The organism is Leifsonia poae, from assembly GCF_027921845.1.
Lineage (GTDB): Bacteria > Actinomycetota > Actinomycetes > Actinomycetales > Microbacteriaceae > Leifsonia > Leifsonia poae.
Window position 1 is genome coordinate 241,927 of sequence record NZ_BSEN01000006.1, and the last position, 23,433, is coordinate 265,359.

The window sequence follows — 23,433 nt, forward strand, 5'->3', positions numbered from 1 at the left end:
CATGTCCGTCGACGTTCGTCCTCAGCCGCCGGCCGTGCACCGCACGGACCCGGCCGGCGGCGAGGCGCCGCGGCGCCGCAAACGCCCCTTCTTCGTGACCGGCCGGCCGTGGCTGCTGCTCGCGCCCGCACTCGTCGTGCTCGCGGTGCTGCTGCTCTGGCCGCTCGTGCGCGTCGTGATCTTCTCGCTGCAGGACTACGGACTGCGCGAGATCGTCAGCGGCAAGACGAACTTCATCGGGCTCGCCAACTACGCCGAGATCTTCGGCAACTCCACGCTGTGGACCGTGGCGCTGCCCAACACGGTGGTGTTCGCCATCCTGTCCGTCTCGGGCACGGTCATCCTGGGCACGCTCGTCGCTCTGCTGATGGCCTCGCTCGGCACGTTCTGGCGCACCATCGTGGGCAGTGCCATCATGGTCGCCTGGGCGATGCCCGCGGTGACCGGCACCTACGGGTGGGTGTGGATCTTCGACGCCGACAACGGCATCGTCAATCAGTTGTTGAAGGGCCTCGGCCTGATGCACGAGTCGTACAACTGGTTCACCAACCCCATCAGCTTCTACGGGATCGTGCTGCTGAACATCATCCATCACGGCTTCCCGTTCGTGGCGATCACCGTGCTGGCCGGGCTCCTCGGGGTGCCCAAGGAGATGCTCGAGGCGGCGGAGGTGGACGGCGCCGGGGCGGCGCGCCGCTTCTTCAGCATCATCGTGCCGTCGCTCAAGCAGGTCTTCGCCGTGGTGATCATCCTGTCGACCATCTGGGACTTCAAGGTGTTCGCGCAGGTCTACCTGATGCCGGGAGGCTCCGGCAGCAACCGCCAGGTGCTCAACCTCGGTGTCTGGTCGTACGTCGAGTCGTTCGGCCAGAACCGCTACGGCTTCGGTTCGGCGATCGCCGTGCTGCTGACCCTAGTGCTCCTCGCCATCACGATCGTCTACGTCCGAACGATGCTGAAGGAGGACAAGCTGTGACCCGGTCCATCCGCGGCAATGTCGGCAAGGGCATCGCGGTCGCCCTCCTCCTCGTCTTCACCCTGTTCCCCGTCTACTGGATGGTCTCCAGCGCCTTCGACAAGAAGGCGTCGAGCGGCGGGCAGTCGCTGGTGCCGAAGGAGTTCACCCTCGACAACTTCGCCTACGTGCTCACGAAGGGCGGCTTCGACGTCTTCCTGCGCAACTCGGCCATCGTGGCGATCGCGGTGGTCGTGCTCTCCGCCGCGTTCGCGCTGCTCGCCTCCGTCGCCGTCGCGAGGTTCAAGTTCAAGTTCCGCACGGCCATCCTGTTCATCGTGCTCACGGTGCAGATGGTTCCGCTCGAAGCGCTGGTCATCCCGCTGTTCGTGCAGGTGCGCGACCTGGGGCTGCTCAACCAGCTGCTCGGCCTGGTGATCGTCTACGTCGCGCTGTCGCTGCCCTTCGGGATCTGGATGCTGCGCGGTTTCGTCGCGGCGGTCCCCGTCGAACTCGAGGAGGCGGCATACCTCGACGGAGCCAGCTGGTGGCGGATGTTCCGCTCGGTGCTGTTCCCGCTGGTCATGCCGGGTCTCGTCGCGACGAGCGTGTTCTCGTTCATCACGGCCTGGAACGAGTTCATCTTCGCGATGACACTGCTCGGCGGGGCATCCGATCAGTACACCGTCGCGATCGGCCTCAAGCAGTTCTTCGGCGAGCACACCAACGAGTGGGGCTACGTGATGGCGGCGTCGACCATCATCACGATCCCGGTCATGATCTTCTTCGTGCTGGTGCAGCGCAAGCTCTCCAGCGGACTCGTAGCGGGAGCAGTCAAGGGATGAACCACAGCACCGATCCCGCGGTGCGCGCACTCGTCGCCGGCGTGCTCTGGCCCGGATTCCTCGGGACCACGGCGCCGGACTGGCTGCTGCGCGAACTCGACGCCGGCCTCGCCGGCGCGGTGTACTTCGGGCACAACATCGACCACGACGACGAGGAGCAGCTGCCGGCGCTGTCCCGCCGGCTCTCGGAAGCGCGGGCCGGGGTGCTCCTCGGCGTCGACGAGGAGGGCGGCACCGTCACCCGCCTCGAGGCTGCGCACGGCTCGACGCTCCCCGGCGCAGCGCAGCTCGGGCGCGTCGACGACGTGGACGCAACGCGCGCGGTCGGTGCGGAGCTCGCGCGACGGGTGCGCGCATCCGGAGCGACAGTCGTGCTCGCGCCGGTCGCCGACGTCAACACCAACCCCCGCAACCCGGTGATCGGCGTGCGCTCGTTCGGGTCGAGTGCTGCTCTGGTCTCGCGCCACGTCGTCGCGTCCGTCGAAGGGATTCAGAGCGGAGGCGTCGCGGCCTGCGTGAAGCACTTCCCCGGTCACGGCGACACGTCCGTCGATTCGCACCACGGGCTGCCGCGCGTCGAGCTGGCGCCCGCTGAGATCGAGTCCGACCATCTTCCGCCGTTCCAGGCGGCCATCGACGCGGGGGTGGCCGCGGTGATGACCTCGCACGTGGTGCTCCCGTCGTTCGGCGAGCTGCCGGCGACTCTCAACCCGCGCATCCTGGCCTCGCTGCGGGAACGTGGTTTCACCGGCGCGATCGTGACCGACGCGCTCGACATGGCGGCGATCCGCTCGGAGTACGGTGCCGGTCGGGGCGCGGTGCTCGCACTCCAGGCGGGCGCGGACCTGCTCTGCATCGGCAACCCGTCGCCGCTCGGTCCCAAGCGCGGCACGACCGACGACCTCGCCGACTACCTCGAAGTGCGGGATGCTCTGCTCGGCGCCCTCGACGACGGCGCTCTCGCCGTGGCCGACCTCGAGCGCGCATCCGGTGCGGTGTCTGCGCTGTCGGAGTGGGTGGAGTCGCGTCGTGCGGCGTCGGTCGTGGCGGACGGGTCAGGTGCGGGCTTCGACCGCGCTGCTGGGTTCGACGCTGCGCGGATCGTGCGCGAGGCGATCTCCGTCTCCGGAACGGTCGACCTCAGCGAACGCCCGCTCGCCGTGCTCGACCTCCGCGACCGCGCGACGATCGCCGTCGCGTCGACCGCCGACCCGTTCACGGCCGCCCTCAGTGCGGGCAACGACTGCGTGCGCGTCGGCGTGGGGCCACTCGGCGGCCGCGACGTGGTCGCCGTGCTGGCCGACGCGCTCGCGCACGTCGAACAGGAGCGCACGATCGTCGCCCTCGTCGACGCGGTGCAGCCGGGATCCCCGCAGCGACGAGCCGTCGGGATGCTCGCCGCGGCGCGACCGGGCAGCGTCGTGGTGAACGCCGGCCTTCCCGGTTCGGAGCCGCTTCCCCTGGCCACCGTCGACGCGTTCGGGGTCAGTCGCCTGACCGCGGAGGTCGTGGCCGGACTGCTGAACGGAGCGATGGTCGCATGAGGATCCTGTCGTTGCAGTCGGGCACGAGCGCAGACGGTATCGATGTCGCGGTCGCCGAGATCGAGGCGCTCGACGCGTCCGCGACACCCGCGCTGAGTCTGCGCCCGTTGCTCGCTCGCACTGTGGACTGGTCGGAGGAGCTGCAGCCGCGACTGCTCGCTGCGATCGCGGGCGAGAGCCTGACTCCCGCCGAATTCTGCGAGCTCGACACGCGCGCCGGGCAGGAGTTCGCAGCGGCCGCCCGCGCCGCCGCTGCCGAGATCCCCGGGGGCGTCGACCTCGCGGTCTCCCACGGACAGACCCTGTACCACTGGGTCGACGGCGGTCGTGCCCGCGGCACCCTGCAGATCGGCGAGGCGTCGTGGATAGCGGAGGCCCTCGACCGGCCCGTGCTGTCGAACGTGCGATCGGCCGATATCGCCGCAGGCGGGGATGGTGCGCCCCTGATGGGACTCTTCGACCGGGCCTGGCTCGCCGGGGAGGCGGAGGCCAGCGGGAGCCCGATCGCCACGGTGAACCTGGGCGGCATCGCCAACGTGCAGATCGTCTCTCCCGGAGGCGGGCTCGTCGCGTTCGACAGCGGCCCCGCCAACTGCCTGATCGACGCTGTCGTCGCCCGTGCGACCGAAGGCCGCCAGACCCGCGACACCGACGGCGCGCTCGCCGAGGCGGGCCGGGTCGACGAAGCGGTGCTCGCGGCCCTTCTCGCGCACCCGTACTTCGTCGCCACACCGCCCAAGAGCACCGGCCGCGAGACCTTCGACCTCGGCGTCGTGGACCGCGCCGTGGCTTCGGCGGGTTCCGGTGCCGGCTCGGTGAACGGCTCGGGGCCTGAGCTTCCGCTCGCCGACCTGGTCGCGACGCTCACCGCCCTCACCGCCAGAACGGTCGCCGACGCGGTGCGTTCGGCGACGCCGACGGCCCCGAACCGGGTCGTCGTGTCCGGCGGCGGGGTGCACAATCCGGCCATGCTGCGCGCGCTCACTGCCGTGCTCGGCCTGCATGGCATCGCCGTGACGACGAGCGATGCGTGGGGTGTCGACCCCGACGACAAGGAGTCGCTCCTCTTCGCGCTGATCGGATTCCTCAGCTGGCACGGCGTCCCGGCGGCGCTCCCGGCCACCCCGGCCGGACGTGCCCGGGTGCTCGGCCAGCTCACGCTGACACCGGGCGCGACCCTCGGCCGGCGTCTAGACGGGATCGCCGGGCTGCGCCTCGCTGACACCCGCCTGGCCGGCACCCTGGCGGAAGCGACGATCGCATGACCGCGCGACCAGCCGCCGCGTCCACTGCCGCATCCGTGCTCGCCGTCGACCTCGGCAAGACCAGCTGCCGGGTGCGCCTCACCCAGGGCGGCCGGATGCTCGGCGAGGCCACCGCCCACGGTGCACCGGGGCTCGCCGAGGCCGACGGCGCGCAGCTCTCCTTCCGCGCGATCGCCGAGGCGGTCGGCCGGCTCGAGCAACCGCTCCCCACCGGCACGGCCGTCGGGATCGGCGCGGCCGGCAGCGAGGCGGCTCCGGCCGCCGCACGCCGGCTCATCGAGCTCGTCCGCGAGCGGTTCGACGGCCCCGTCGCGATCATCAACGATGCGCTCGCAGCGCACGCGGGAGCGTTCGAGGGTGCGCCCGGGACGATGCTCATCGCCGGAACGGGCGCGGTCGTCTTCGCCGTCGACGGGAGCGGAGCCGTCGCGCAGGTCGACGGCTGGGGCCCGTGGCTCGGCGACGAGGGCAGCGGGCAGTGGCTCGGGCGCCACGGGCTGGTCGCCGCACTGCGCGCCCACGACGGACGTGGGCCGCGCACCGCGCTGCTCGCCGACGCGACGGCACTGACCGGCGCCCTCGCGTCGCTCCCGCACTGGGTCTCCGAGTCCGGAACCCCTGCCCGCCAGCTCGGCACCTTCGCGCCCGCGGTCATCGACCGGGCCGCTGAGGGAGACGCCGTGGCCGTCGAGATCCTCGAGCGTGCGGCAGCGCACCTCGCCGACACCTGCGCGGCCGCCGGGCTGCCGACCGTGTGCGTGGCCGGCGGACTCGCATCCCACCCGTTCTTCGCGGCCCGTGTCCGGGCTGCACTCGACGCGCACGGGCTGCGCGAGACCGCGCCGAAGGGCGACCCGCTCGCCGGCGCGGCATTGATCGCGCTCGAGCGATCGCTGCCCTACGAGGAAAGGATCACCCGTGGCTGAGCCGCAGACCATCGCCGACCTCCGAGAGACCCTCGGAACGCTCGCCACCGAGGCGGTCGGCGAGACCGCCCGCGACCTCGACCTGATGTCGGTGAGCGAGCTGGTCGACGCCATGAACGCCAGCAACGCCGAGGTCCCCGCCGCGGTCGCGCGGGTGAGCGCAAGCATCGTCGCGGCTGCTGACGGCGTCTCCGAGCGGATGCGCGCGGGCGGCCGTCTCATCTATGTCGGCGCCGGTACCGCCGGCCGGATGGGCATCCTCGACGCCAGCGAGATCCCGCCGACGTTCGGGGCCCCTCCCGAGCTGGTGGTCGGGGTGATCGCAGGCGGTGAAGAGGCGATCCACACGGCCGTCGAGAACGCCGAGGACGACGAAGACGCCGGTCGCGCCGCGCTCGCAGCTCTCCACCTCGGCCCGCTCGACGCGGTGATCGGGATCTCCGCATCCGGGCGCACGCCCTACGTGCTCGGGGCGATCGACTACGCCACGGAAGCCGGCGCGTTCACGGTGGGGCTCGCCTGCAACGCCGGGTCCGAACTGGGCTCCGCCGCGGAGGTCGCCATCGAGGTCGTGGTCGGCCCGGAGATCCTCACCGGCTCGACCCGGCTCAAATCGGGCACCGCCCAGAAGCTCGTGCTCAACATGATCAGCACGATCGCCATGGTGAGGCTCGGCAAGGTGTACGGCAACCTGATGGTCGACCTGCGAGCCACGAACGCGAAGCTGCGGGCGCGCTCCGAGCGCACCGTTATGATGGCGACGGGCGTCGACGCGCAGACGGCGACGGCGGCGCTCGATGCGACCGGTGGCTGGATAAAGGCGGCGATCCTGATGAGCGAGACCTCCCTCGACGCCGACACGGCGGTGCGGATGCTCACCGAGCACGGCGGGCGGCTGCGCGATGCGCTGGCGGCCGCGGGCGCGGCTCCGGATGCGCACGGCGGGAGGGCGCATGTCGGTTGACGTGCTCGCCGCGGTCCGTCAGGCGCTCCCGCAGCTGAGCGCGACGGAGGCGCGCGTCGCGCGGGTCGTCATGGACGATCCGGCACGCGTCGTCGACCTCACGATCACCGAGCTGGCGGCCGTCTGCGACGCCTCCCAGGCCACGATCGCCCGCTTCTGCCAGGGGCTCGGCTTCTCCGGCTATCGCGAGTTCCGGCTCGCGGTCGCGTCGTCGACCAGCCGTGAGCAGGTGACGCGGGAGCGCTTCGAGCTGACCGAGAGCGAGATCGACCCGACCGACACGGTGCAGGAGGTCGTGGCGAAGATCGCCTATCAGGAGACCCTCGCGATCGAGAACACGGCCAAGGAGCTCGACGTCGAGACGCTCGACCGCGTAGTGGCGGCGATCGTCACCGCTCCGCGCGTCGACCTCTACGGCGCCGGCTCCAGCAGCCTCACCGCTCAGGACCTGCAGCAGAAGCTCTCCCGCATCGGCATCACGGCGTTCTGCTCGGTCGACCCGCATCTCGCGCTCGCCTCCGCGGCGTTGCAGAAGCCCGGCAACGTCGCGATCGGCGTCTCGCACTCCGGGCTCACGCTCGAGACCAACCACGCGCTGGCCGTCGCCAGGGCCGCGGGCGCCACGACGGTCGCCATCACCAACTTCCCCGACTCGCGCATCGCGGCCGAGAGCGACTACGTGCTCACCACGCAGGCCCGCGAGAGTCTGTACCGGTCGGGTGCGATGTCGAGCCGCATCGCCCAGCTCGCCCTGGTCGACTTCCTGTTCGTGCGCGTCGCGCAGCAGATGTACGACCAGATGACCGAGTCCCTCCGGCTCACCTACGAAGCGGTCAGCAGCCAGCGTCTGGCGCCGGAGCGTCACCGGAACGGGAACGGGAACGGGAACGGGCACGGCTCCGGCGGTCACGGCTCAAGCGGCGACGGCGCCGGCGGGCACGGCGCGTGAGCGCGGCCGGCCGTCTCCTTCCGAAGCCACGGCACCTGGAGGAGCGCGACGGCGAGTTCGTCGTCGGGCCGCGCACGCGCATCCTGTCGGATGCCTCGACCGCGCGACCTGCCGCCCTCCTGCGATCGGTGCTCACCGCATCCACCGGCTTCGCTCTCGGTGAGCCGGCCGAGCCGGCCAGCCCGGCCGGGACCGTCATCGCGCTCGCCGTGGACCCTGCGCTCGTGGCGGAGGGCTACCACCTCGTCGTCGACGCCTCCGGGGTCCGGATCACGGGCGGCTCGGCCGCCGGGGTCAGCAACGGTGTGCAGGCGTTCCTCCAGCTGCTGCCGTCCGAGGTGTACCGCCGCGCGCCCGTCCCGCCCGTCCCGCCCGCCGCGCTCGCCGGGGGTGCCGACGGCGGCGATGCTGTCCACTGGGCCGCGCCCGCCTGCGAGATCGCCGACGAGCCCGCCTTCCGCTGGCGCGGCGTCATGCTCGACGTCGCACGGCACTTCCTGCCGAAGCACGATGTGCTGCGCTTCATCGACCTGATGGCGATGCACCGGCTCAACGTGCTCCACTTCCATCTGACCGACGACCAGGGCTGGCGCATCCAGATTCTGCGCTACCCCCGCCTCACCGAGGTCGGCGCGTGGCGGCGGGAATCCCAGGTCGGCTACGGCGCGGATGCGCCGGGCGACGGACGCCCGCACGGCGGCTATTACACGCAGCAGGACCTGCGCGAGATCGTCGCGTACGCGGCGGCGCGGGGGATCACCGTGGTCCCCGAGATCGAGTCGCCCGGCCACGTGCAGGCGGCGATCGCCGCGTATCCGGAGCTCGGGGTGACGGGGGAGCGCCTCGACGTCAGCACGCGCTGGGGGATCATCCCGAACGTGCTGAACGCCGAGGAGGCCACCGTCGAGTTCTTCACGAACGTGCTCGACGAGGTGCTCGACATCTTCCCGTCGGAGTTCATCGGCGTCGGTGGCGACGAGTGCCCGAAGGGTCAATGGCGCGACGACCCGCGCACCCAGCAACGCATGCGCGAGCTCGGCGTCACGACGGAGGATGCGCTGCAGAGCTGGTTCATCCGCCGCCTCGACGACCACCTCACCGCTCGCGGCCGCCGGCTGTTCGGCTGGGACGAGATCCTGGAGGGCGGCCTCGCGCCGGGCGCCACGGTGGCGTCGTGGCGGGGCGAGACGGGCGCAGTCGCGGCGGCGCGCTCCGGCCACGATGTCGTGCTCTGCCCCGACCAGACGGCCTACCTCAACTACCGGCAGTCCGAGCGGCCCGACGAGCCCATTCCGCTCGTCGTCGTGATCACGGTGCGCGACGTCTACGGATTCGACCCCGTGCCGGTTTCACTCACAGGGGACGAGCGTGCGCACGTGCTCGGTGGGCAGGCCAACCTCTGGACCGAGTACATGGACTCGCCGCGCACGCTCGACTACTTCGCGTTCCCGCGGCTGTGCGCCCTCGCCGAGGCGCTGTGGACGGCGGGCGAGCGAGACTACGACGCCTTCGCCGTCCGGCTGGACACGCACCTCGAACGGCTCGACGCTGTCGGGGTCGAGTACCGGCACGCCGACGGCCCGCTGCCCTGGCAGACGCGACCCGGCATCCGGGGCCGCATCGACAGCCGGGATGCGCGCGCCGCCGAGGTCGCCGCGCTCACCGCCAACATCGCCCCCGCGTAGCTCCGCCCGCACACGCGCAATCGAGTCCGAAGTTGTTGCGCTTCGCGGTCGGCGTGTCGCGGCAACAACTTCGGACTCGATTGTGGGTGCGGCCCGGATGGGTGCGGGGGCGGACGGGCGCGGCGCTCAGGCGGCGTCGAGCGCGGCGTACTCCTCGGGGGTGAGGTCGAGGTCGACGGCCGTGACCGAGTCGCGGATCGACTCCGGACGCGAGGCGCCGGGGATCGGGATCACGTGCGGGCTCTTCGCGAGGTGCCAGGCGAGTGCGACCACCTGCGGGCTCACGCCGCGGGCATCCGCCACCTGCTGGAACGGCGCGAACCGGTCTCCGAGCGCGCCCGCCGACTGGATGCCGCCCAGTGGGCTCCACGGAAGGAAGGCGATCCCCAGCTCGTCCGCGAGCACCAGCTCGGGCTCGCTCGACCGGAACGCCGGCGAGAACTGGTTCTGCACCGACGCCAGGCGGCCGCCCAGGATCTGCTGCGCCTGCCGGATCTGCGCCGGGTCCGCGTTCGAGATGCCCGCGAGGCGGATGACGCCCTCGTCCAGCAGGTCGCGGATGGCGCCGACGGAGTCCTCGTACGCGACGTCGGGGTCGGGACGGTGGAACTGGTACAGGCCGATCGCGTCGCCGCCGAGTCGGGCGAGCGAGGCCTTCGCCGCCTCCTTCAGGTACTCCGGTCGTCCGTTGACGGTCCAGCTGCCATCGCCCGGCCGCAGGTGACCGCCCTTCGTCGCGACGAGAACGCCGGATGCGTCCCCGCCCCAGCTGCGGATCGCGCCCGCGATCAGCGACTCGTTGTGACCGACCTCGTCAGCGTGCACGTGGTACGCGTCCGCGGTGTCGAAGAAGGTGACGCCGGCATCCAGTGCTGCGTGGATCGTGGCGATCGACCGCTCGTCGTCCGGGCGGCCCTCGATCGACATCGGCATTCCGCCCAGGCCGATCGCGCTGACCTCGAGGTCGCCGATCCTGCGTGTCTTCATCGTGGTGCCCTCCAGGCTGTCGGCGCTCACCAGGCGTAGTCCTCAGGTGCGGTCTTGTGGCCGGGGAAGATCTCGTCGAGACGGGCGAGCGCGGCGTCGTCGAGCTTCACCTCGAGCGCTCGAACCGCGGCATCCAGCTGTTCGCGGGTGCGCGGTCCGATGATCGGACCGGTCACGGCCGGCTGTGCGAGCAGCCAGGCCAGTGCGATGTCGCCCGGCTCGTGGCCGAGCTCGTCGGCGAAGGCCTCGTACGCCTCGATCGCTTCGCGGTGCGTGGCCAGCGTGTCGGCCGCGCGCCCCTCGAGTCGGCGCTTGCCCTCGTTCTGCTTGCGGATGACGCCGCCGAGCAGGCCACCGTGCAGCGGGGACCACGCGATCACGCCGACCCCGTTGGCCTGGGCGGCGGGCAGCACCTCGAGCTCGACGTCGCGGGTCAGCAGGTTGTAGATCGACTGCTCGCTGACGAGGCCGGTGTAGTTGCGGCGGCGGGCTTCGGCCTGCGCGGTGGCGATGTGCCACCCGGCGAAGTTGCTCGACCCCGCGTACAGGATCTTGCCCTGCGCGACGGCGGTCTCCATTGCCTGCCAGATCTCGTCCCACGGCGTCGCGCGGTCGACGTGGTGGAACTGGTAGATGTCGATGTGGTCGGTCTGCAGGCGCTTCAGGCTCGCATCCAGCGCGCGCCGGATGTTCAGGGCCGAGAGCCTGCCCTCGTTGGGCCAGTCGCCCATGTCGCCGTAGAGCTTGGTGGCGAGCACCGTGCGCTCGCGGCGGCCGTCGCCCTTCGCGAACCAGTCGCCGACGATCGACTCGGTGGCGCCCTTGCCGCGGTGCTGGCCGTAGACGTTGGCCGTGTCGAAATAGTTGATGCCGTACTCGTGGGCCGCATCCATGATGGCGTGCGAGTCCTCATCGGGGGTCTGGGGCCCGAAGTTCATCGTTCCGAGAACCAGCCGTGAGACTTTCAGGCCGGATCGGCCCAGGTTTGTGTACTCCATAGCCTCAGCATCCGCTCGCACCAATCAGATGTCCAACAGGAGATCTGGATGGCATTCTGCAACCCGAGTGCTGAATGGGATTCGGGTCTCCGGCGTCGTTTGCGCGGTGCCCGCCGCAGGCTTAGCCTGAGCGCGCATCCGACGGCACCGCAGGAGACGAGGACCCATGAAGCAGCTCACCGACGGCGTCTTCCAGTTGCAGAAGGCGCGGGGCGCGAACGCGTATCTCGTCGCGGCGGGTGATCGCTCGGTGGTGATCGACACGGGCATCCGGTCTGGCGGCCCCGGGCTCATCGCCGAGTTGGCGGGCGCACGCCACGAGGTCCCGCCCGTGACGGACATCGTGCTCACCCACTACGACCCCGACCACGCCGGTGCGGCCGCCGCGCTGCAGCGGCAGACGGGGGCGAAGGTGTGGCTCGGGCGCGCGGACGCGGCCATCCTGCGCGGCGAGACGCCGCCGCCGACGCGTTCCCGGCGCATCCTGGCCCTGCGCGGTCAGGCGGACGAGCCGGCCGGCCTCGCCGAGCTGCCCGACGATGCGGAGACCGAGGTCGTTCCGGAGCTGTTCGCGGTGCCGGCTCCCGGGCACACGCCCGGCCACCACGTGGTGCGCTGGCACGGTGTGGTGTTCTCCGGCGACGCCGTCCGGCTCTCCAAGGGCGCGCTCGAGCAGTTCCCGGCGTTCCTGATCAGCGACACGGGCCAGGCGTTGGAAACGGCGGCCCTGATCGCCGGGATGCGCCCGCGGCTCGTCTGTCCCGGTCACGGCGCGCCGGGCCTGCTCGCCGCCCGCTGACCGCGAGTGGTGCGAAATGTCGCTCAAATCGCAGGGATGACGGACATTCGGCACCGCTCGGCGGCACCGCTATGCGGGGGCGCGGCGGCGCGGCGGCGCGGGGGCGCGGCGACGCGGCTAGACCAGCGCGAAGACGAGCGACAGCACGAGCGGGAGCACCCCGATCACGATGAGGATGATGCCGCCGAAGAAGGCGATCGCCGACGGAACGGCTCCGCGCAGCGCGGCGTCCGCCCGGAGCCGCCCGCGAGACTGCAGGCCGAGCACGAGCGCGATCGCTCCGAGCACGCCGGACACCGCGGGGACCGCGATCAGCATCGTTCCGAGCACGACGGCAGCCAGACCGAGCACCGCCGCGCCCGACCACACCGGCCGTTCGGGCGCCGGCTGCGGGCTCGTGTCCATGCGGTCAGCCTAGTGAGCGCGGGGGAGCGCCGACAGACCCGTGGCCGAGCGGCGCTGCGGTGGCAAAGCGCCTCAGCGCGCGGCGAGCGCCTCGGTGAGTTCGGCGTCGGACGGCTCGACGAGGTGGGCGCCGTCGGGGAACACGATCACCGGGATGTTCGTGCGTCCGCTGATCGCGAGGGCGCGGTCGGCGGCCTCCGGCTGGGCGACGAGGTCGATGTACTCGTAGTCGGCGCCGACCCGGTCGAGGAGGGCCTTGGAGCGGATGCAGTCGCGGCACCAGTCCGCGCCGAACACGGTGACGCGGTCGAAAGTCTCAGGCGAAGTCATCCCTCGATCCTATTTCGTCGCGGCTGAGAGTTCGGCGCGTGCGACCTGTGGGAAATGTGCGGTGCGAGCGGCGCCCGACCGCACATTTCGCAGAAGTGGATCGCTCGGGCTAGCGGGCGAGCTCGTGCCGGCCGGCGGGCAGGCTCGTCTTCGTCCCGTCCGGTGCCACCGCGACGACCGGCACCGGCGACTCGATCGTCACCGATGTCGCATCCACGCGCACCTGGATCGACCCGAACGGTGTCGGCACCGAGCCCTCGGCGAACCCGAGCGTGCCGAGCGCCGGCTCCACCCGCGCGGTAGAGAATCCGGGAGCGTCCGGTGTGACGCCGAGCACGTACTGCACCAGGTCTTTCGTCGGGGTGCTGCTCCAGCCGTGCACCGGAGTGCCCCAGCCCCAGCATTCGCCGAAGGTGTCGTAGCCGTCGACCAGGAACTGCGACCAGCGCCGGATGAGCGTCACGAGGTCGCCGGCCCGGCCGGCTTCAGCGACCGCGTCGTGCACCAGATAGCTGTAGAACGGCTCCGCGATGACCACCTCGTGCTCGGCATCCCAGTCGATCCGCTGCACGCCCTTCATCTGGTCGGCGATCTTCTGCTGGTCGTACGAGCCGTCTTCGTTGCCGATCCAGGAGCGCACGATGAGCGTCGCCGGGTCGGTGACCGCGTCGATGATGCGGTTCCAGCGCGAACGCGGCGCGAGTCCGGACACGATCGCGGTGGCTCCCGCCGCCTGCGACGCGGCAGGCTGCACGACACCGTCGACGATGTGGTCGACGTACGTCCCGCGCGCCTCATCCCAGAAGTCCTCGAAACCGCCGGCGGCCCGCGCGTGCAGGTCGTCGGCCCAGGCCGCCGCCCCCTGGTTGCCGACGAAGCGGCTCAGCTCGGCGAACTCGCGCAGCCCGCGGGCCCACAGTGCGGTGAGGAGGCTGCTGCGCCCGGTGACGAGCACGCTCGACCAGTCGACGAGGTTCCATTCCGGAACGTCGGCGATGGTGCCGCGCTCGTCCACGTACGGGAGGTACCAGCGGAGGATGCGCTCCACCGTCGGCAGCAGTGCGCGGATCTCCTGCTCGTCGCCGATGTAGCGGTAGAGGTTGTGCACGCCGTGCACCCAGTGCATCGACCAGTCCGGGATCGTGAACCCGCCGGACGACTCGATCTCGCCGACCACGCTCATCGGCAGGATCCCGTCGTAGCGCGGCGAGTTGCCGAGGGCGATGTAGTTGCGGGCCATCCGCCAGTCGTCGTTCGTCGTGAGGTGGACGAGTTGGTGGACCACGCCGTCGCCCACCCAGGCACGCTGTTCCCGCGTAGGGCAGTCGGTGAACGCATCCTGCGCGTTCGCCTGAACCGTACGGATGCCCGCCGCGTAGAGTGCGTCGATCTCCGGGTCGTCGGAGCGGAAGAAGGCCGCTCCGACCTGCGGGTACAGGCGCTCCTGCACCTCGATGCCGTCGATCACGGCCTCCGCGTCGCCTCCGGTCACCAGGAGGTGTGCGAAGCGCATGCCGTTGACCTCGAACGCGTCGAAGCGGTCGTCGTGCCCGCGCGCGATGTAGCGGGCGCCCGTTTTCGGGATCGAGAAGCTCTCCGCCTCGTCCGAGCGGTGCGGGCGCTCGCGGTACAGCAGGTCGACAGTGGTTCCGGCGGCCGCGCGCAGCGACACGTGCACGGTACCCACGACGACGCGACCGAAGTCGAGGCTGACGATCGTGCCGGTGTCAGCCCCTGATGGCACGGGCACCGGGAGGGACGCGGTCGCGTCGGCTGAGACGTCACGGCCATCGAGAGCCCGACGCACCCGCGACACCGGATGCTCGTCCGCGGCATCGGTGACCGGCAGGGCCGCGCTCACCCGGACCACGGCCGGGGTGACGAGCGCCCCGCCGACCGGAGCGGTGCCGCGCGGGATGAGCGCCCCGTACGGGTCGGTCGGCGGCTGCGTGCGGCCGAAGCCGCCGATGTGGCTCGCGGGCCGGAGGTGGGCGGTCGGCCAGCCGGAGTCGTCGAAGTCGGGCTGTTCCCAGTCCACAGGGAGGGCCCGCGCATCCACCAGTTCGACCGGAACGCCGTCGAGCCCTTCGAGCGACGGCGCCGTCCACGCGGTCGCGCGGTGCACGAGCCACGTGTCGTCGGAGATGAGCCGGTCGTCACCGAGCCTTGCCTCGAACACGAGCACGCCATCCAGCCCGAGCCCGCCGTTGGCGGCAGCCGGCTGCCAGAACGCCGTCGCGTCGCCGTAGAACGTGACCAGCACCGCGATGGTGTTCGTGCCCTGGCGCAGGAACGGAGCGAGATCGTACTCGTCGTACCGCAACCGGCGGGGCTGGGAGCGCGCCGGCCCGCGCCCGACCTCGGCGCCGTTGACGAAGAGCACGTAGCGGGAGTCCGCGGTGAGGCGCGCCGGCGCGGTCGACGGTACGGCGTCGAGCGAGACGGTGCTCCGGAAGATCGAGCGGTGGAACGGCGCTCGGGCATCGGACGTGCCGAGGCCGACCTCGGAGCCGCCGCCCGACGGGTCGGCGCCGATCCAGTGCGCCCGCCAGCCGATCCCGCCGAAGGCGGAGGCAGGGGAGGCGATGGTCGCGCGGGTGGATTCCAGCGTCTCGGTTGTCATGGTGGCCTGCTTTCTGCGTTGAACGTCAGGGTGGGGTTGACCGTCGAAGGTGGGGCGGGAGGAGGGGTCAGGAGTACTCGGGGGTCTTGGTGCGATAGCGCCAGGCCAGCTCGTTGTCGAGGATGAACGTCGACAGCGTCTCGTCGCGGGGCAGTGCGCCGCCGACAGCGTCTTCGAGCGCGGCGAGCACCCGGTCCGCAGTTCGGCGGGTCGGATGCTCGACCAGCGCGACGAGGTCGGCGGCGAACCCTTCCGGCTGAGCCCGCAGCTCGCGCACCTGCTTCATGAGTTGCTTCGGGCCGCCGAAGAACGTGTGCTCGCGGGCGAGGAAGGCGCGTCCGGCCGACAGCGCGAGGTGCACCGCGGCGTGGTGGAGGAGGAAGGCGTCCCCGCTCTCGCTCGCCTGATCGAGGAAGTAGCCGCCGTGCAGCCGTGCCTGCGCGACGAACGAGGCGACGCGCGCATCCCAGCCGTCGTCGGCGACGAACCGGATGCGCTCGACGCGCTCGGCGAGATCGTCGACGCGGCTGAAGACGATGCGGGAGGTGGCGAACGAGGCGCGCACCGGATCGTCGCCGCGCTCGGCGGCGTCGTCGAGGTACGACAGCGTCGCGAGCTTCACGTCGAAGTAGCCGTCGGGGTAGTCGATCCCGTCTGTCTCCGTGAACATCAGACGGTTCACTCCGTAGGCCTCGTCCCAGCGCTCCTCGGTCACGACCAGGTAGAGGTCGACGTCGGAGTCCGGGCGCTCGGTGCCGCGCGCGAGCGAGCCGGTCACGATGACGCCGAGGGTGCCGGGGTCAGACGCCACGCGGCGCACGTAGCGGTCGAGCGCTTCGTCGTGGTGCTTCACGGCCGACCCCGTTCCGGTCGTCGGCGCATGGCCCATCGGCAGGTGTCCGACCTCGACGGTCGCAGCGGTTCGACCACGACGTTCCTTCCGCTCGATGCATCGTTGCGCGATCACCATAGCGCAGATCGTGGCGAATTTGAATCGTTCAAATGATCGCGATGACGAACGAGCCGGGTCGTTCGCATACGTCAAGTGTCTGCGCTCCCAGGGATTCACTGCGATTCGGGCTGCGAGCGCCCGTGCCGCGCCCGTGCGTATGGCCGAGCGATTGATTCGTTTTAGCGCGCACGATCCCGGCCGCCCGAGCCGCGCCGACGATTTGTGGCAATGCACGGGAATGGCGCGGTCAGAGTCGACTGCTGCCACGAAACAGCCGCGCGCGAGAGGCAAGCGCCGCGCGCCGTGCGCGTCAGCACCGCGCCGGCCGCTCTACGCCGGCGGCGCGCTCGCGCTGCTCGCCCGCACCACGAGCTCCGGCTGGTACAGGATCTGCCGCGGCTCGAGGTCGGGGTCCTCCGCTTCTTCGAGCAGGATCTGCACCGCCGTCTCGCCGATCAGCCGGCTCGGCTGCCGGATCGAGGTCAGCGGGACCACGGAAGCGCTGGCGAACAGGATGTCGTCGTAGCCGACGAGCGCGATCTCGTCGGGGATGGCGATCTCGCCCTGCATGTTGAGCGCCTGGAGCAGGCCGATCGCAAGCAGGTCGTTCGCGGCGAAGATACCGTCGGGCCGTGCTGAAGGTGCGCGCTCCACGATCGCCTCGCCTGCTCGTCGGCCCTCCTGCACCGTCAACCCGTTCACGACGATGACCTCGAGCGTGACGCCCGGATGCGCGGCGGCCGCCTGTCGCGCGCCCTGCAGGCGGTCGCTCACCTGGCGGATCTCCGTCGGGCCGCCGACGACCGCGATGCGCCGCCGCCCCGACTCGATGAGGTGCGTGACCGCGAGGGCGCCACCCGCGACGTCGTCGACGGAGACCGAACTGAAGGAGAGGTCGTTGCTCACGCGGTCGACGAGCACGGCGGGGATGCCGCGCTGCCGCATCCGGCGCAATCGTGGAACCACATTGCCGACCGGCGAGATCAGCACGCCGCGCACGCGCAGCTCCTCGAACAGGTTGAGGTAGCCCGACTCCCTGTCTTTCTTCTCGTTGCTGTTGCCGGCGATGACCGAGTAGCCTGCGGAGGCCGCGCTGTCTTCCGCGGCCGTCGTGAGCTCGGTGAAGAACGGGTTGCTGCCGCTGAGCGTGATCAGGCCGAGCGCGTTGCTGTGGCCGACGCGCAGCTGCCTGGCGGCCTCGTTCCGCACGTAGGAGAGCTTCTCCATGGCGAGCGTGACGCGCTCGACAGTGTCGGGGGAGACGATCTCGGGACGGTTGAGCACGTTCGAGACGGTGCCGATCGAGACGCGAGCGAGTGCTGCGACGTCCTTGACGCTGGGCGAAACCATAGCCGTCCTTTCCGCTTCGCATTCTAGGTGGCCCGAGCATTGAAACGTTAACGGCCGCGAACTTCATTTGTTGTGGCGCGCACCTATTGGCGATCCGTTCATTGAACACCCTATCGGCCGGATGCCCGCCCTGGCCGGGCCCGCACGCCACGCGGTGCGGCCTTCCGCACCATCCCTAAACGGAGAATTCCTCCGTTGCTGAATCGTTACAATTCACTCTTGACGCACATCCAGGGCGCACCTATCTTCAAATGAAGCGTTTCAATGCGAACCCGAATCCCCCATCGGGAGCTGCGGCGCCAATACAAGGAGGTATTCATGTTCTCTCGTAAGACGACGGCGCGCGCTGTCGCCATATTCGGTGGTGCGGCCCTCGCGGCCCTCACCCTCGTCGGGTGTTCATCGAGCGGTGGCTCGGGCTCATCCTCGATCACGCTGATGGCCGGAGGCAACGATCCGGCCGCCACATCGTTCGCCAACGCGCTGGCGAAGGGGTTCATGAAGGAGAACCCCTCGATCAAGGTGAAGGTGAACACGCGTCCGGCCGGTACGGATGGTGACAACCTGATCAAGACCCGGCTGTCCACCGGCACCATGGACGACGTATTCCTGTACAACTCGGGCTCGCTGTTCCAGGCCCTGCACCCCGACACCCAGCTTCAGCCGCTCACCGACGAGCCCTGGGTGAAGAAGATCACGGACGACTTCAAGAAGACGGTCAGCACCGACAAGGCCACCTACGGCGCACCGACGGGCACCTCCTTCGACGGCGGCGTCATGTACAACAAGAAGGTCTACGAGAAGCTCGGGCTCACCGTTCCCAAGACCTGGGACGAGTTCATCAGCAACAGCGAGAAGATCAAGGCCGCCGGAATCACCCCGGTGATCCAGTCGTACGGAGACACCTGGACCAGCCAGCTCTTCGTGCTCGCCGACTTCGCCAACATCAGTGCGGCCGACCCGAACTGGGCCGACGACTACACGAACAACAAGGCGAAGTACTCGAACCCGCCCGCGCTGGCCGGCTTCACGCACACGCAGGAGATCTTCGACAAGGGTCTGATGAACAAGGACTACGCGTCGCTCACCAACGTGAACGCACTGAAGATGCTCGCGACCGGTGCTGGCGCCCAGTACCCGATGATCACCGCGGTGATCAGCAACGTGCTGCAGTCCAACCCCGACCAGGTCAACGACATCGGCTACTTCGCCATGCCGACCGAGTCGGGCGACCCGAGCGCGACCGTGTGGGAGCCGGGCGGCGCCTACGTCCCGAAGTCGACGACCGGTGACAAACTGACGTCGGCGAAGAAGCTCGTCGCCTTCATCAACTCTCCCGCAGGCTGCGACATCCAGAACAAGGCCGCAACAGCGGCCGGTCCGTTCGCGATCAGCACCTGCACGGTCCCGGATGACGCGCCGGGCCTCGTGAAGGATGAGCTGGCGTACCAGGATGCCAAGAAGACCGGTCTGGCGCTCGAGTTCCTCTCCCCGATCAAGGGACCGAACCTCGAGAAGATCCTCATCCAGGTCGGCTCCGGCATCTCCACCGGTAAGGCGGGTGCGGCCCTCTACGACAACGACGTGAAGGCTCAGGCCCAGCAGCTCGGACTCAAGGGCTGGTAAGCCTCACACCGATGCAGCGCCTCCGGGCGTAGCGTCTGAGCACCAGGGGCCACGGCCACCCGGCCGTGGCCCATGGTGCAACGCACCGCAGATCCATACTCGACGAGGAGTAAACATGTCGACGGCAACACCTGCGACCGCCATCCAAGCGGCCGACATCGTCACAGAGGGGCGCGTCGCTCACGGCCCCAAGAAGCGGCGACCGATCAAGTCGTACTACCCGACCTGGTTCTTCATACCGGCCCTGGTGCTGTACGTGGTCTTCTTCGCTCTCCCGACATTCTCGTCGTTCTACTTCTCGCTGACCCGCTGGTCGCTATTCGACTCGACGTTCATCGGGTTCGACAACTTCGTGCAGTTCTTCAGTGACCCCCAGCTGTACACGAGCTTCATCCACACCCTGATCTACGCCGTGCTCACGTCGGGCGCCAAGGTGATCATCGGGTTCTTCCTGGCGCTGCTCCTCACGAGCCCCGTCATCGGCCGCGGCTACCTCCGCGCCGTCGTCTTCTTCCCGGTGCTGATCTCGACCATCGGCGTCGGCATCATGTTCAAGTCGCTCCTCGACCCGTTCCACGGAATGGTGAACGCGGTGCTCGGCTTCTTCGGGCTCCCGCAGCCCGGCTGGTTCACCGACCCGAACCTCGCGCTCTACACGATCGCCGGTGTCGACATCTGGAAGGGCGTCGGAATCGCGACGCTCATCTTCATGGCCGGCATCGTCGCCATCCCGACCGAGTACTTTGAGGCGGCGCGCATCGACGGCGCCGGGTACTGGAAGATCCTGCGCCAGATCACCATCCCGCTCTCCCGGGGTGCGACCGCGACCGTGATCATCCTGTCGCTCATCGGCGGCCTCCGGTCGTTCGACATCATCTGGGCGACCACCGGCGGCGGCCCCGGCTTCACCAGCGACGTTCTCGCCTCCGTGATCTACAAGCAGTACCAGGCGGGCTTCTTCGGCCTCTCGACCGCCGGCAACGTGGTGCTGTTCCTCGTGGTCACGGTGATCATGGTCCCGCTCTCGTACTTCCTCAACCGAAAGCAGGTGGAACTGTGACCCGCGAACGCACCAGGGCCTGGATCGTCGGCACCATCGCGATCCTCGTTTCCATCGTCGTCTTCCTCGTCCCGTTCGCGTTCGTGCTGCTGCAGGCCGCCAAGTCGCCGTCGGAGGCCTCGGACCTCGCCTTCTCCTGGCCGAAGCAGTTCATGTTCTTCCAGAACCTGGTGGACACCCTGACCTCGAACGACGGAGTCATCGGGCGCGCCATCATCAACAGCGCTGTGCTCACGATCTTCTCGGTTCTGCTGATGGTGATCATCTCGGCCATGGCCGGCTACATCCTGGCCCGCAAGCGCAGCAAGTGGGGACCTGTCGTCAACTTCTTCGTGCTGGCCGGCCTCATCGTGCCTCCCGCCGTCGTGCCGACCATCTGGGTGCTGCAGGGTCTCAAGCTGTTCGGGACGCTGCCGGGCATGATCCTGGTGGAGACCACCTTCGGGCTGTCGTTCTGCATCCTGCTTTTCCGCGCGTTCGTCGGGAACATCCCGCGCGAGCTCGACGAGGCGGCCGTGCTCGACGGCGCCGGCCCGGTGCGGATGTTCCTGCGGGTTGTGCTTCCGCTGCTCCGGCCGGTGATCGTCACGGTGATCGTCGTGCAGGCCGTCTTCGTCTTCAACGACTTCGCCGGTCCGCTGTACTTCCTGCCGGGCGACCAGAACGTGACCGTGCAGCTCGCGCTGTACACCTTCTCCGGCCAGAACCTGAGCTTCTACAACCTGCTCTTCATGGCCATCTTCCTCATCACCATCCCGCCGCTCGTCGCCTACATCTTCTTCAACAGGCAGATCGTCGCCGGCATGACCAGCGGTGCCGTCAAGGGCTGACCCGCCCGCCGACGCCACCGCACCAACGACCCATCCGTCACCGACCGAAACACAATGGAGAATTCTCAATGAACTGGCAAGCTCGCATGATCGCAGCCGATGACGACTTCAACGGAGCGCCGCTGCTCCGCAGCGAATTCACCCTCGACGAAGGCCACGGAGCCGTGACCGGCGCGACGCTGACGCTCTCCGCCCAGGGCGTCGTCGAGGCGTGGCTGAACGGCCGGCCGGTCTCCGACGACCTGCTGACGCCCGGCTGGAGCAGCTACGAGTGGCGCCTCCGTTACGCCACCTACGACGTGACCGGCCTGATCGAGGACACGAGCGTGCTCGGTCTCGCCCTCGGCAACGGCTGGTTCCGGGGCCGCTTGGGCTGGTCGGGACGTGGAGAGTTCTACGGCACGGAGCTCGGCGCCTTCGCGCAGCTCGAGGTGACGTTCGCCGACGGCGCGACGCAGACCGTCGTCACCGACGAGAGCTGGACGGCCGGTCCGAGCGCGGTGCTCGCCAACGACCTGTACGACGGCGAGACCATCGACGCCCGCCGCCGCGACGACGCCTGGCGCCGGCCCGGATTCTCCGGTGAGGGCTGGGTGGGAGTGCACGCCCTCGACGTCGACACCTCGATCCTCACCCCGTATGTCGGCCCGAAGGTCACCCGCTGGAACGAGCTGCCGGTGAAGGCGATCACGACGTCGCCGTCCGGCAAGACGCTGATCGACTTCGGCCAGAACCTGGTCGGCTGGGTGCGCGTCAGCGTGCAGGGTCCCGAGGGCTCCGAGGTGTTGATCAAGCACGCCGAGGTGCTCGAGCACGGTGAGCTGGGCACGCGCCCGCTGCGCACGGCCCTGGCGACCGACCGCTACATCCTGAGCGGTGGCGAGGACGTCTTCGAGCCGACGTTCACCTTCCACGGCTTCCGCTACGCCGAGATCACCGGATGGCCGGGCGAGCTGAAGCCCGAGGATCTCACGGCGGTCGCGATCGGCTCCGACCTCGAACGGATCGGCACCTTTCGCAGTTCCGACCCGATGCTGAACCAGTTCCACGAGAACGTCGTGTGGGGGATGCGCGGCAACTTCGTCGACGTGCCCACCGACTGCCCGCAGCGCGACGAGCGCCTCGGCTGGACCGGCGACATCGCCGCCTTCGCGCCGACCGCCGCCTTCCTGTACGACATCGACGCCTTCCTCAGCGACTGGCTGCGCGACCTCGCGCTCGAGCAGGAGCACCAGGACGACGTCATCCCGTACGTGGTCCCCGACGTGCTCAAGTACCTCGAGAAGCCGGGCGGCTTCCCCGAGACCGACTCCACCGCGATCTGGAGCGACGCCGGCGTCTGGGTCCCGTGGACCCTCTACCAGGCCTACGGCGACAAGGAGGTGCTGGCGAACCAGTTCGCCTCGATGACCGGGCATGTGCGCCGCGTGCACTCCAAGCTCTCGGCGAACGGCCTGTGGGACACGGGCTTCCAGTTCGGCGACTGGCTCGACCCGGATGCCCCGCCGGAGGACCCCGCCAAGGCCAAGGCCGACACCGGGGTGGTGGCGACGGCGTGCGCCTTCCACTCGGCGACGATCGTCGCCGAGACGGCGAAGATCCTCGGCCGCGACGCCGAGTACGCGGAGTTCTCGACGATCGCCGCCGACCTCCGTGCCGCGTTCAACGAGCACTACGTCGACAACGGGCGCGTGTTCAGCGACTGCACCACGGTGTACGCGCTCGCGATCGTCTTCGACCTGCTCGACGCTGCGGATGAGGCCGTGGCGGGCGACCGCCTCGCCGAACTCGCCGCGGAGGCCGGCTACCGCATCTCGACCGGTTTCGCCGGCACCCCGTTCATCACCGATGCGCTCACCCGCACGGGCCACCTCGACGACGCCTACAAGCTGCTCCTCGAGAAGGAGTGCCCGTCGTGGCTCTACCCGGTCACCATGGGCGCCACCACGGTGTGGGAGCGCTGGGACTCGATGCTGCCGGACGGCACCATCAACCCGGGCGAGATGACCTCGTTCAACCACTACGCCCTCGGCGCCGTGGCCGACTGGATGCACCGCGTCGTGGGCGGGATCGCCCCGCTGGCTCCCGGATACTCCTCCGTGCTCATCGCACCCCAGCCCGGCGGCGGTCTCACCGAGGCCGAGACCGCGCTCGAGACCCCCGCCGGCCGGGTCGCCGTGCAATGGACCGTCTCGGACGACCAGCTCAGCGTCACGGCTGAGATCCCCGAGGGCGTCACCGGCGTCCTCCGTCTTCCCGGTCAGGACGACCGTGCGATCGAGGGAGGCCGGGTGTCGGTGACGGTGCCCGTTCTCGACACGGTCGGCGCCCGCTCCTAGA

General features: G+C 69.8%; 20 protein-coding genes. 13 read left to right on the forward strand and 7 right to left on the reverse strand.

The window, feature by feature from the left end; all coding sequences use genetic code 11:
• The first annotated feature begins 1 nt into the window (after position 1).
• From PKE84_RS08150 to PKE84_RS08185, 8 genes are read left to right on the forward strand one after another with little or no spacing between them, the layout of a single operon-like run.
• Positions 2-976, forward strand: a complete 975-nt coding sequence (locus PKE84_RS08150; protein ID WP_271176729.1) for a carbohydrate ABC transporter permease — start codon at positions 2-4, stop codon at positions 974-976.
• Positions 973-1,800, forward strand: a complete 828-nt coding sequence (locus tag PKE84_RS08155; protein WP_271176730.1) for a carbohydrate ABC transporter permease — start codon at positions 973-975, stop codon at positions 1,798-1,800. The genes PKE84_RS08150 and PKE84_RS08155 overlap by 4 nt, the downstream gene beginning before the upstream one ends.
• A complete protein-coding gene (locus PKE84_RS08160) occupies positions 1,797-3,344 on the forward strand; it encodes a glycoside hydrolase family 3 protein (RefSeq protein WP_271176731.1) in 1,548 nt (515 codons plus the stop codon). Before PKE84_RS08155 ends, PKE84_RS08160 begins: the two co-directional genes overlap by 4 nt.
• Positions 3,341-4,609, forward strand: coding sequence for an anhydro-N-acetylmuramic acid kinase (locus tag PKE84_RS08165; protein ID WP_271176732.1), 1,269 nt, complete (start codon positions 3,341-3,343; stop codon positions 4,607-4,609). Before PKE84_RS08160 ends, PKE84_RS08165 begins: the two co-directional genes overlap by 4 nt.
• Positions 4,606-5,535 carry an N-acetylglucosamine kinase gene (locus PKE84_RS08170; protein ID WP_271176733.1) on the forward strand — a complete coding sequence of 310 codons (930 nt, stop codon included), beginning with the start codon at positions 4,606-4,608 and terminating at the stop codon, positions 5,533-5,535. Before PKE84_RS08165 ends, PKE84_RS08170 begins: the two co-directional genes overlap by 4 nt.
• On the forward strand, positions 5,528-6,499 hold the full coding sequence (gene murQ / locus PKE84_RS08175) for an N-acetylmuramic acid 6-phosphate etherase (RefSeq protein ID WP_271176734.1): 972 nt from the start codon (positions 5,528-5,530) through the stop codon (positions 6,497-6,499). The genes PKE84_RS08170 and murQ overlap by 8 nt, the downstream gene beginning before the upstream one ends.
• Positions 6,489-7,448 (forward strand): MurR/RpiR family transcriptional regulator, encoded by a 960-nt coding sequence (locus PKE84_RS08180; protein WP_271176735.1) that lies wholly within the window; start codon positions 6,489-6,491, stop codon positions 7,446-7,448. Before murQ ends, PKE84_RS08180 begins: the two co-directional genes overlap by 11 nt.
• The gene (locus PKE84_RS08185; protein ID WP_271176736.1) at positions 7,445-9,133 is read left to right on the forward strand and encodes a beta-N-acetylhexosaminidase; all 1,689 of its coding nucleotides are present in this window, start codon (positions 7,445-7,447) and stop codon (positions 9,131-9,133) included. Before PKE84_RS08180 ends, PKE84_RS08185 begins: the two co-directional genes overlap by 4 nt.
• Before the next feature lie 126 nt (positions 9,134-9,259).
• On the opposite strand, the gene PKE84_RS08190 is transcribed toward PKE84_RS08185, so the two are convergent.
• Positions 9,260-10,120, reverse strand: coding sequence for an aldo/keto reductase (locus tag PKE84_RS08190; RefSeq protein WP_271177135.1), 861 nt, complete (start codon positions 10,118-10,120; stop codon positions 9,260-9,262).
• Positions 10,121-10,146: 26 nt separating this feature from the next.
• Positions 10,147-11,118 (reverse strand): aldo/keto reductase, encoded by a 972-nt coding sequence (locus tag PKE84_RS08195; RefSeq protein WP_271176737.1) that lies wholly within the window; start codon positions 11,116-11,118, stop codon positions 10,147-10,149.
• Positions 11,119-11,284: 166 nt separating this feature from the next.
• Here PKE84_RS08195 and PKE84_RS08200 point away from each other — a divergent pair, with 166 nt between their 5' ends.
• On the forward strand, positions 11,285-11,917 hold the full coding sequence (locus PKE84_RS08200; protein ID WP_271176738.1) for an MBL fold metallo-hydrolase: 633 nt from the start codon (positions 11,285-11,287) through the stop codon (positions 11,915-11,917).
• A gap of 117 nt (positions 11,918-12,034) precedes the next feature.
• Here PKE84_RS08200 and PKE84_RS08205 read toward each other — a convergent pair whose 3' ends face one another.
• The 5 genes from PKE84_RS08205 to PKE84_RS08225 all read right to left on the reverse strand — a co-directional run bounded on the left by PKE84_RS08205 (position 12,035) and on the right by PKE84_RS08225 (position 17,577).
• Positions 12,035-12,322 carry a hypothetical protein gene (locus tag PKE84_RS08205; protein WP_271176739.1) on the reverse strand — a complete coding sequence of 96 codons (288 nt, stop codon included), beginning with the start codon at positions 12,320-12,322 and terminating at the stop codon, positions 12,035-12,037.
• A 72-nt stretch (positions 12,323-12,394) separates the two neighbouring features.
• A complete protein-coding gene (locus tag PKE84_RS08210) occupies positions 12,395-12,652 on the reverse strand; it encodes a glutaredoxin family protein (protein ID WP_271176740.1) in 258 nt (85 codons plus the stop codon).
• Between the two features lie 109 nt (positions 12,653-12,761).
• Entirely contained in the window at positions 12,762-15,275 is a 2,514-nt protein-coding gene (locus tag PKE84_RS08215; RefSeq protein WP_271176741.1) for an alpha-L-rhamnosidase-related protein, read from the reverse strand.
• 67 nt (positions 15,276-15,342) lie between these two features.
• Positions 15,343-16,245, reverse strand: coding sequence for a nucleotidyltransferase domain-containing protein (locus tag PKE84_RS08220; RefSeq protein ID WP_271176742.1), 903 nt, complete (start codon positions 16,243-16,245; stop codon positions 15,343-15,345).
• A 312-nt stretch (positions 16,246-16,557) separates the two neighbouring features.
• Entirely contained in the window at positions 16,558-17,577 is a 1,020-nt protein-coding gene (locus tag PKE84_RS08225) for a LacI family DNA-binding transcriptional regulator (protein ID WP_271176743.1), read from the reverse strand.
• A 318-nt stretch (positions 17,578-17,895) separates the two neighbouring features.
• Between PKE84_RS08225 and PKE84_RS08230 the strand changes: the two genes are divergently transcribed.
• The 4 genes from PKE84_RS08230 (at position 17,896) to PKE84_RS08245 (ending at position 23,432) form a co-directional block, all read left to right on the forward strand.
• Complete coding sequence (locus PKE84_RS08230; RefSeq protein WP_271176744.1) at positions 17,896-19,203, forward strand: ABC transporter substrate-binding protein; 1,308 nt, start codon at positions 17,896-17,898, stop codon at positions 19,201-19,203.
• 115 nt (positions 19,204-19,318) lie between these two features.
• Positions 19,319-20,263: a carbohydrate ABC transporter permease gene (locus tag PKE84_RS08235; protein WP_271176745.1), complete on the forward strand. Its 945-nt coding sequence runs from the start codon at positions 19,319-19,321 to the stop codon at positions 20,261-20,263.
• Complete coding sequence (locus tag PKE84_RS08240; protein ID WP_271176746.1) at positions 20,260-21,093, forward strand: carbohydrate ABC transporter permease; 834 nt, start codon at positions 20,260-20,262, stop codon at positions 21,091-21,093. The genes PKE84_RS08235 and PKE84_RS08240 overlap by 4 nt, the downstream gene beginning before the upstream one ends.
• Positions 21,094-21,161: 68 nt before the next feature.
• A complete protein-coding gene (locus PKE84_RS08245; RefSeq protein ID WP_271176747.1) occupies positions 21,162-23,432 on the forward strand; it encodes an alpha-L-rhamnosidase in 2,271 nt (756 codons plus the stop codon).
• Position 23,433 lies beyond the last annotated feature (1 nt).

What these genes read in the sequence shown, in the direction of transcription:
- PKE84_RS08230 (WP_271176744.1), top strand. Translation starts at nt 17,896, where the DNA reads ATGTTCTCTCGTAAGACGACGGCGCGCGCTGTCGCCATATTCGGTGGT.
- PKE84_RS08210 (WP_271176740.1), bottom strand. Translation starts at nt 12,652, where the DNA reads ATGACTTCGCCTGAGACTTTCGACCGCGTCACCGTGTTCGGCGCGGAC.
- PKE84_RS08205 (WP_271176739.1), bottom strand. Translation starts at nt 12,322, where the DNA reads ATGGACACGAGCCCGCAGCCGGCGCCCGAACGGCCGGTGTGGTCGGGC.
- PKE84_RS08180 (WP_271176735.1), top strand. Translation starts at nt 6,489, where the DNA reads ATGTCGGTTGACGTGCTCGCCGCGGTCCGTCAGGCGCTCCCGCAGCTG.
- PKE84_RS08190 (WP_271177135.1), bottom strand. Translation starts at nt 10,120, where the DNA reads ATGAAGACACGCAGGATCGGCGACCTCGAGGTCAGCGCGATCGGCCTG.
- PKE84_RS08245 (WP_271176747.1), top strand. Translation starts at nt 21,162, where the DNA reads ATGAACTGGCAAGCTCGCATGATCGCAGCCGATGACGACTTCAACGGA.
- PKE84_RS08235 (WP_271176745.1), top strand. Translation starts at nt 19,319, where the DNA reads ATGTCGACGGCAACACCTGCGACCGCCATCCAAGCGGCCGACATCGTC.
- PKE84_RS08195 (WP_271176737.1), bottom strand. Translation starts at nt 11,118, where the DNA reads ATGGAGTACACAAACCTGGGCCGATCCGGCCTGAAAGTCTCACGGCTG.
- PKE84_RS08150 (WP_271176729.1), top strand. Translation starts at nt 2, where the DNA reads ATGTCCGTCGACGTTCGTCCTCAGCCGCCGGCCGTGCACCGCACGGAC.
- PKE84_RS08215 (WP_271176741.1), bottom strand. Translation starts at nt 15,275, where the DNA reads ATGACAACCGAGACGCTGGAATCCACCCGCGCGACCATCGCCTCCCCT.
- PKE84_RS08220 (WP_271176742.1), bottom strand. Translation starts at nt 16,245, where the DNA reads ATGGTGATCGCGCAACGATGCATCGAGCGGAAGGAACGTCGTGGTCGA.
- PKE84_RS08225 (WP_271176743.1), bottom strand. Translation starts at nt 17,577, where the DNA reads ATGGTTTCGCCCAGCGTCAAGGACGTCGCAGCACTCGCTCGCGTCTCG.
- PKE84_RS08165 (WP_271176732.1), top strand. Translation starts at nt 3,341, where the DNA reads ATGAGGATCCTGTCGTTGCAGTCGGGCACGAGCGCAGACGGTATCGAT.
- PKE84_RS08170 (WP_271176733.1), top strand. Translation starts at nt 4,606, where the DNA reads ATGACCGCGCGACCAGCCGCCGCGTCCACTGCCGCATCCGTGCTCGCC.
- PKE84_RS08160 (WP_271176731.1), top strand. Translation starts at nt 1,797, where the DNA reads ATGAACCACAGCACCGATCCCGCGGTGCGCGCACTCGTCGCCGGCGTG.
- PKE84_RS08200 (WP_271176738.1), top strand. Translation starts at nt 11,285, where the DNA reads ATGAAGCAGCTCACCGACGGCGTCTTCCAGTTGCAGAAGGCGCGGGGC.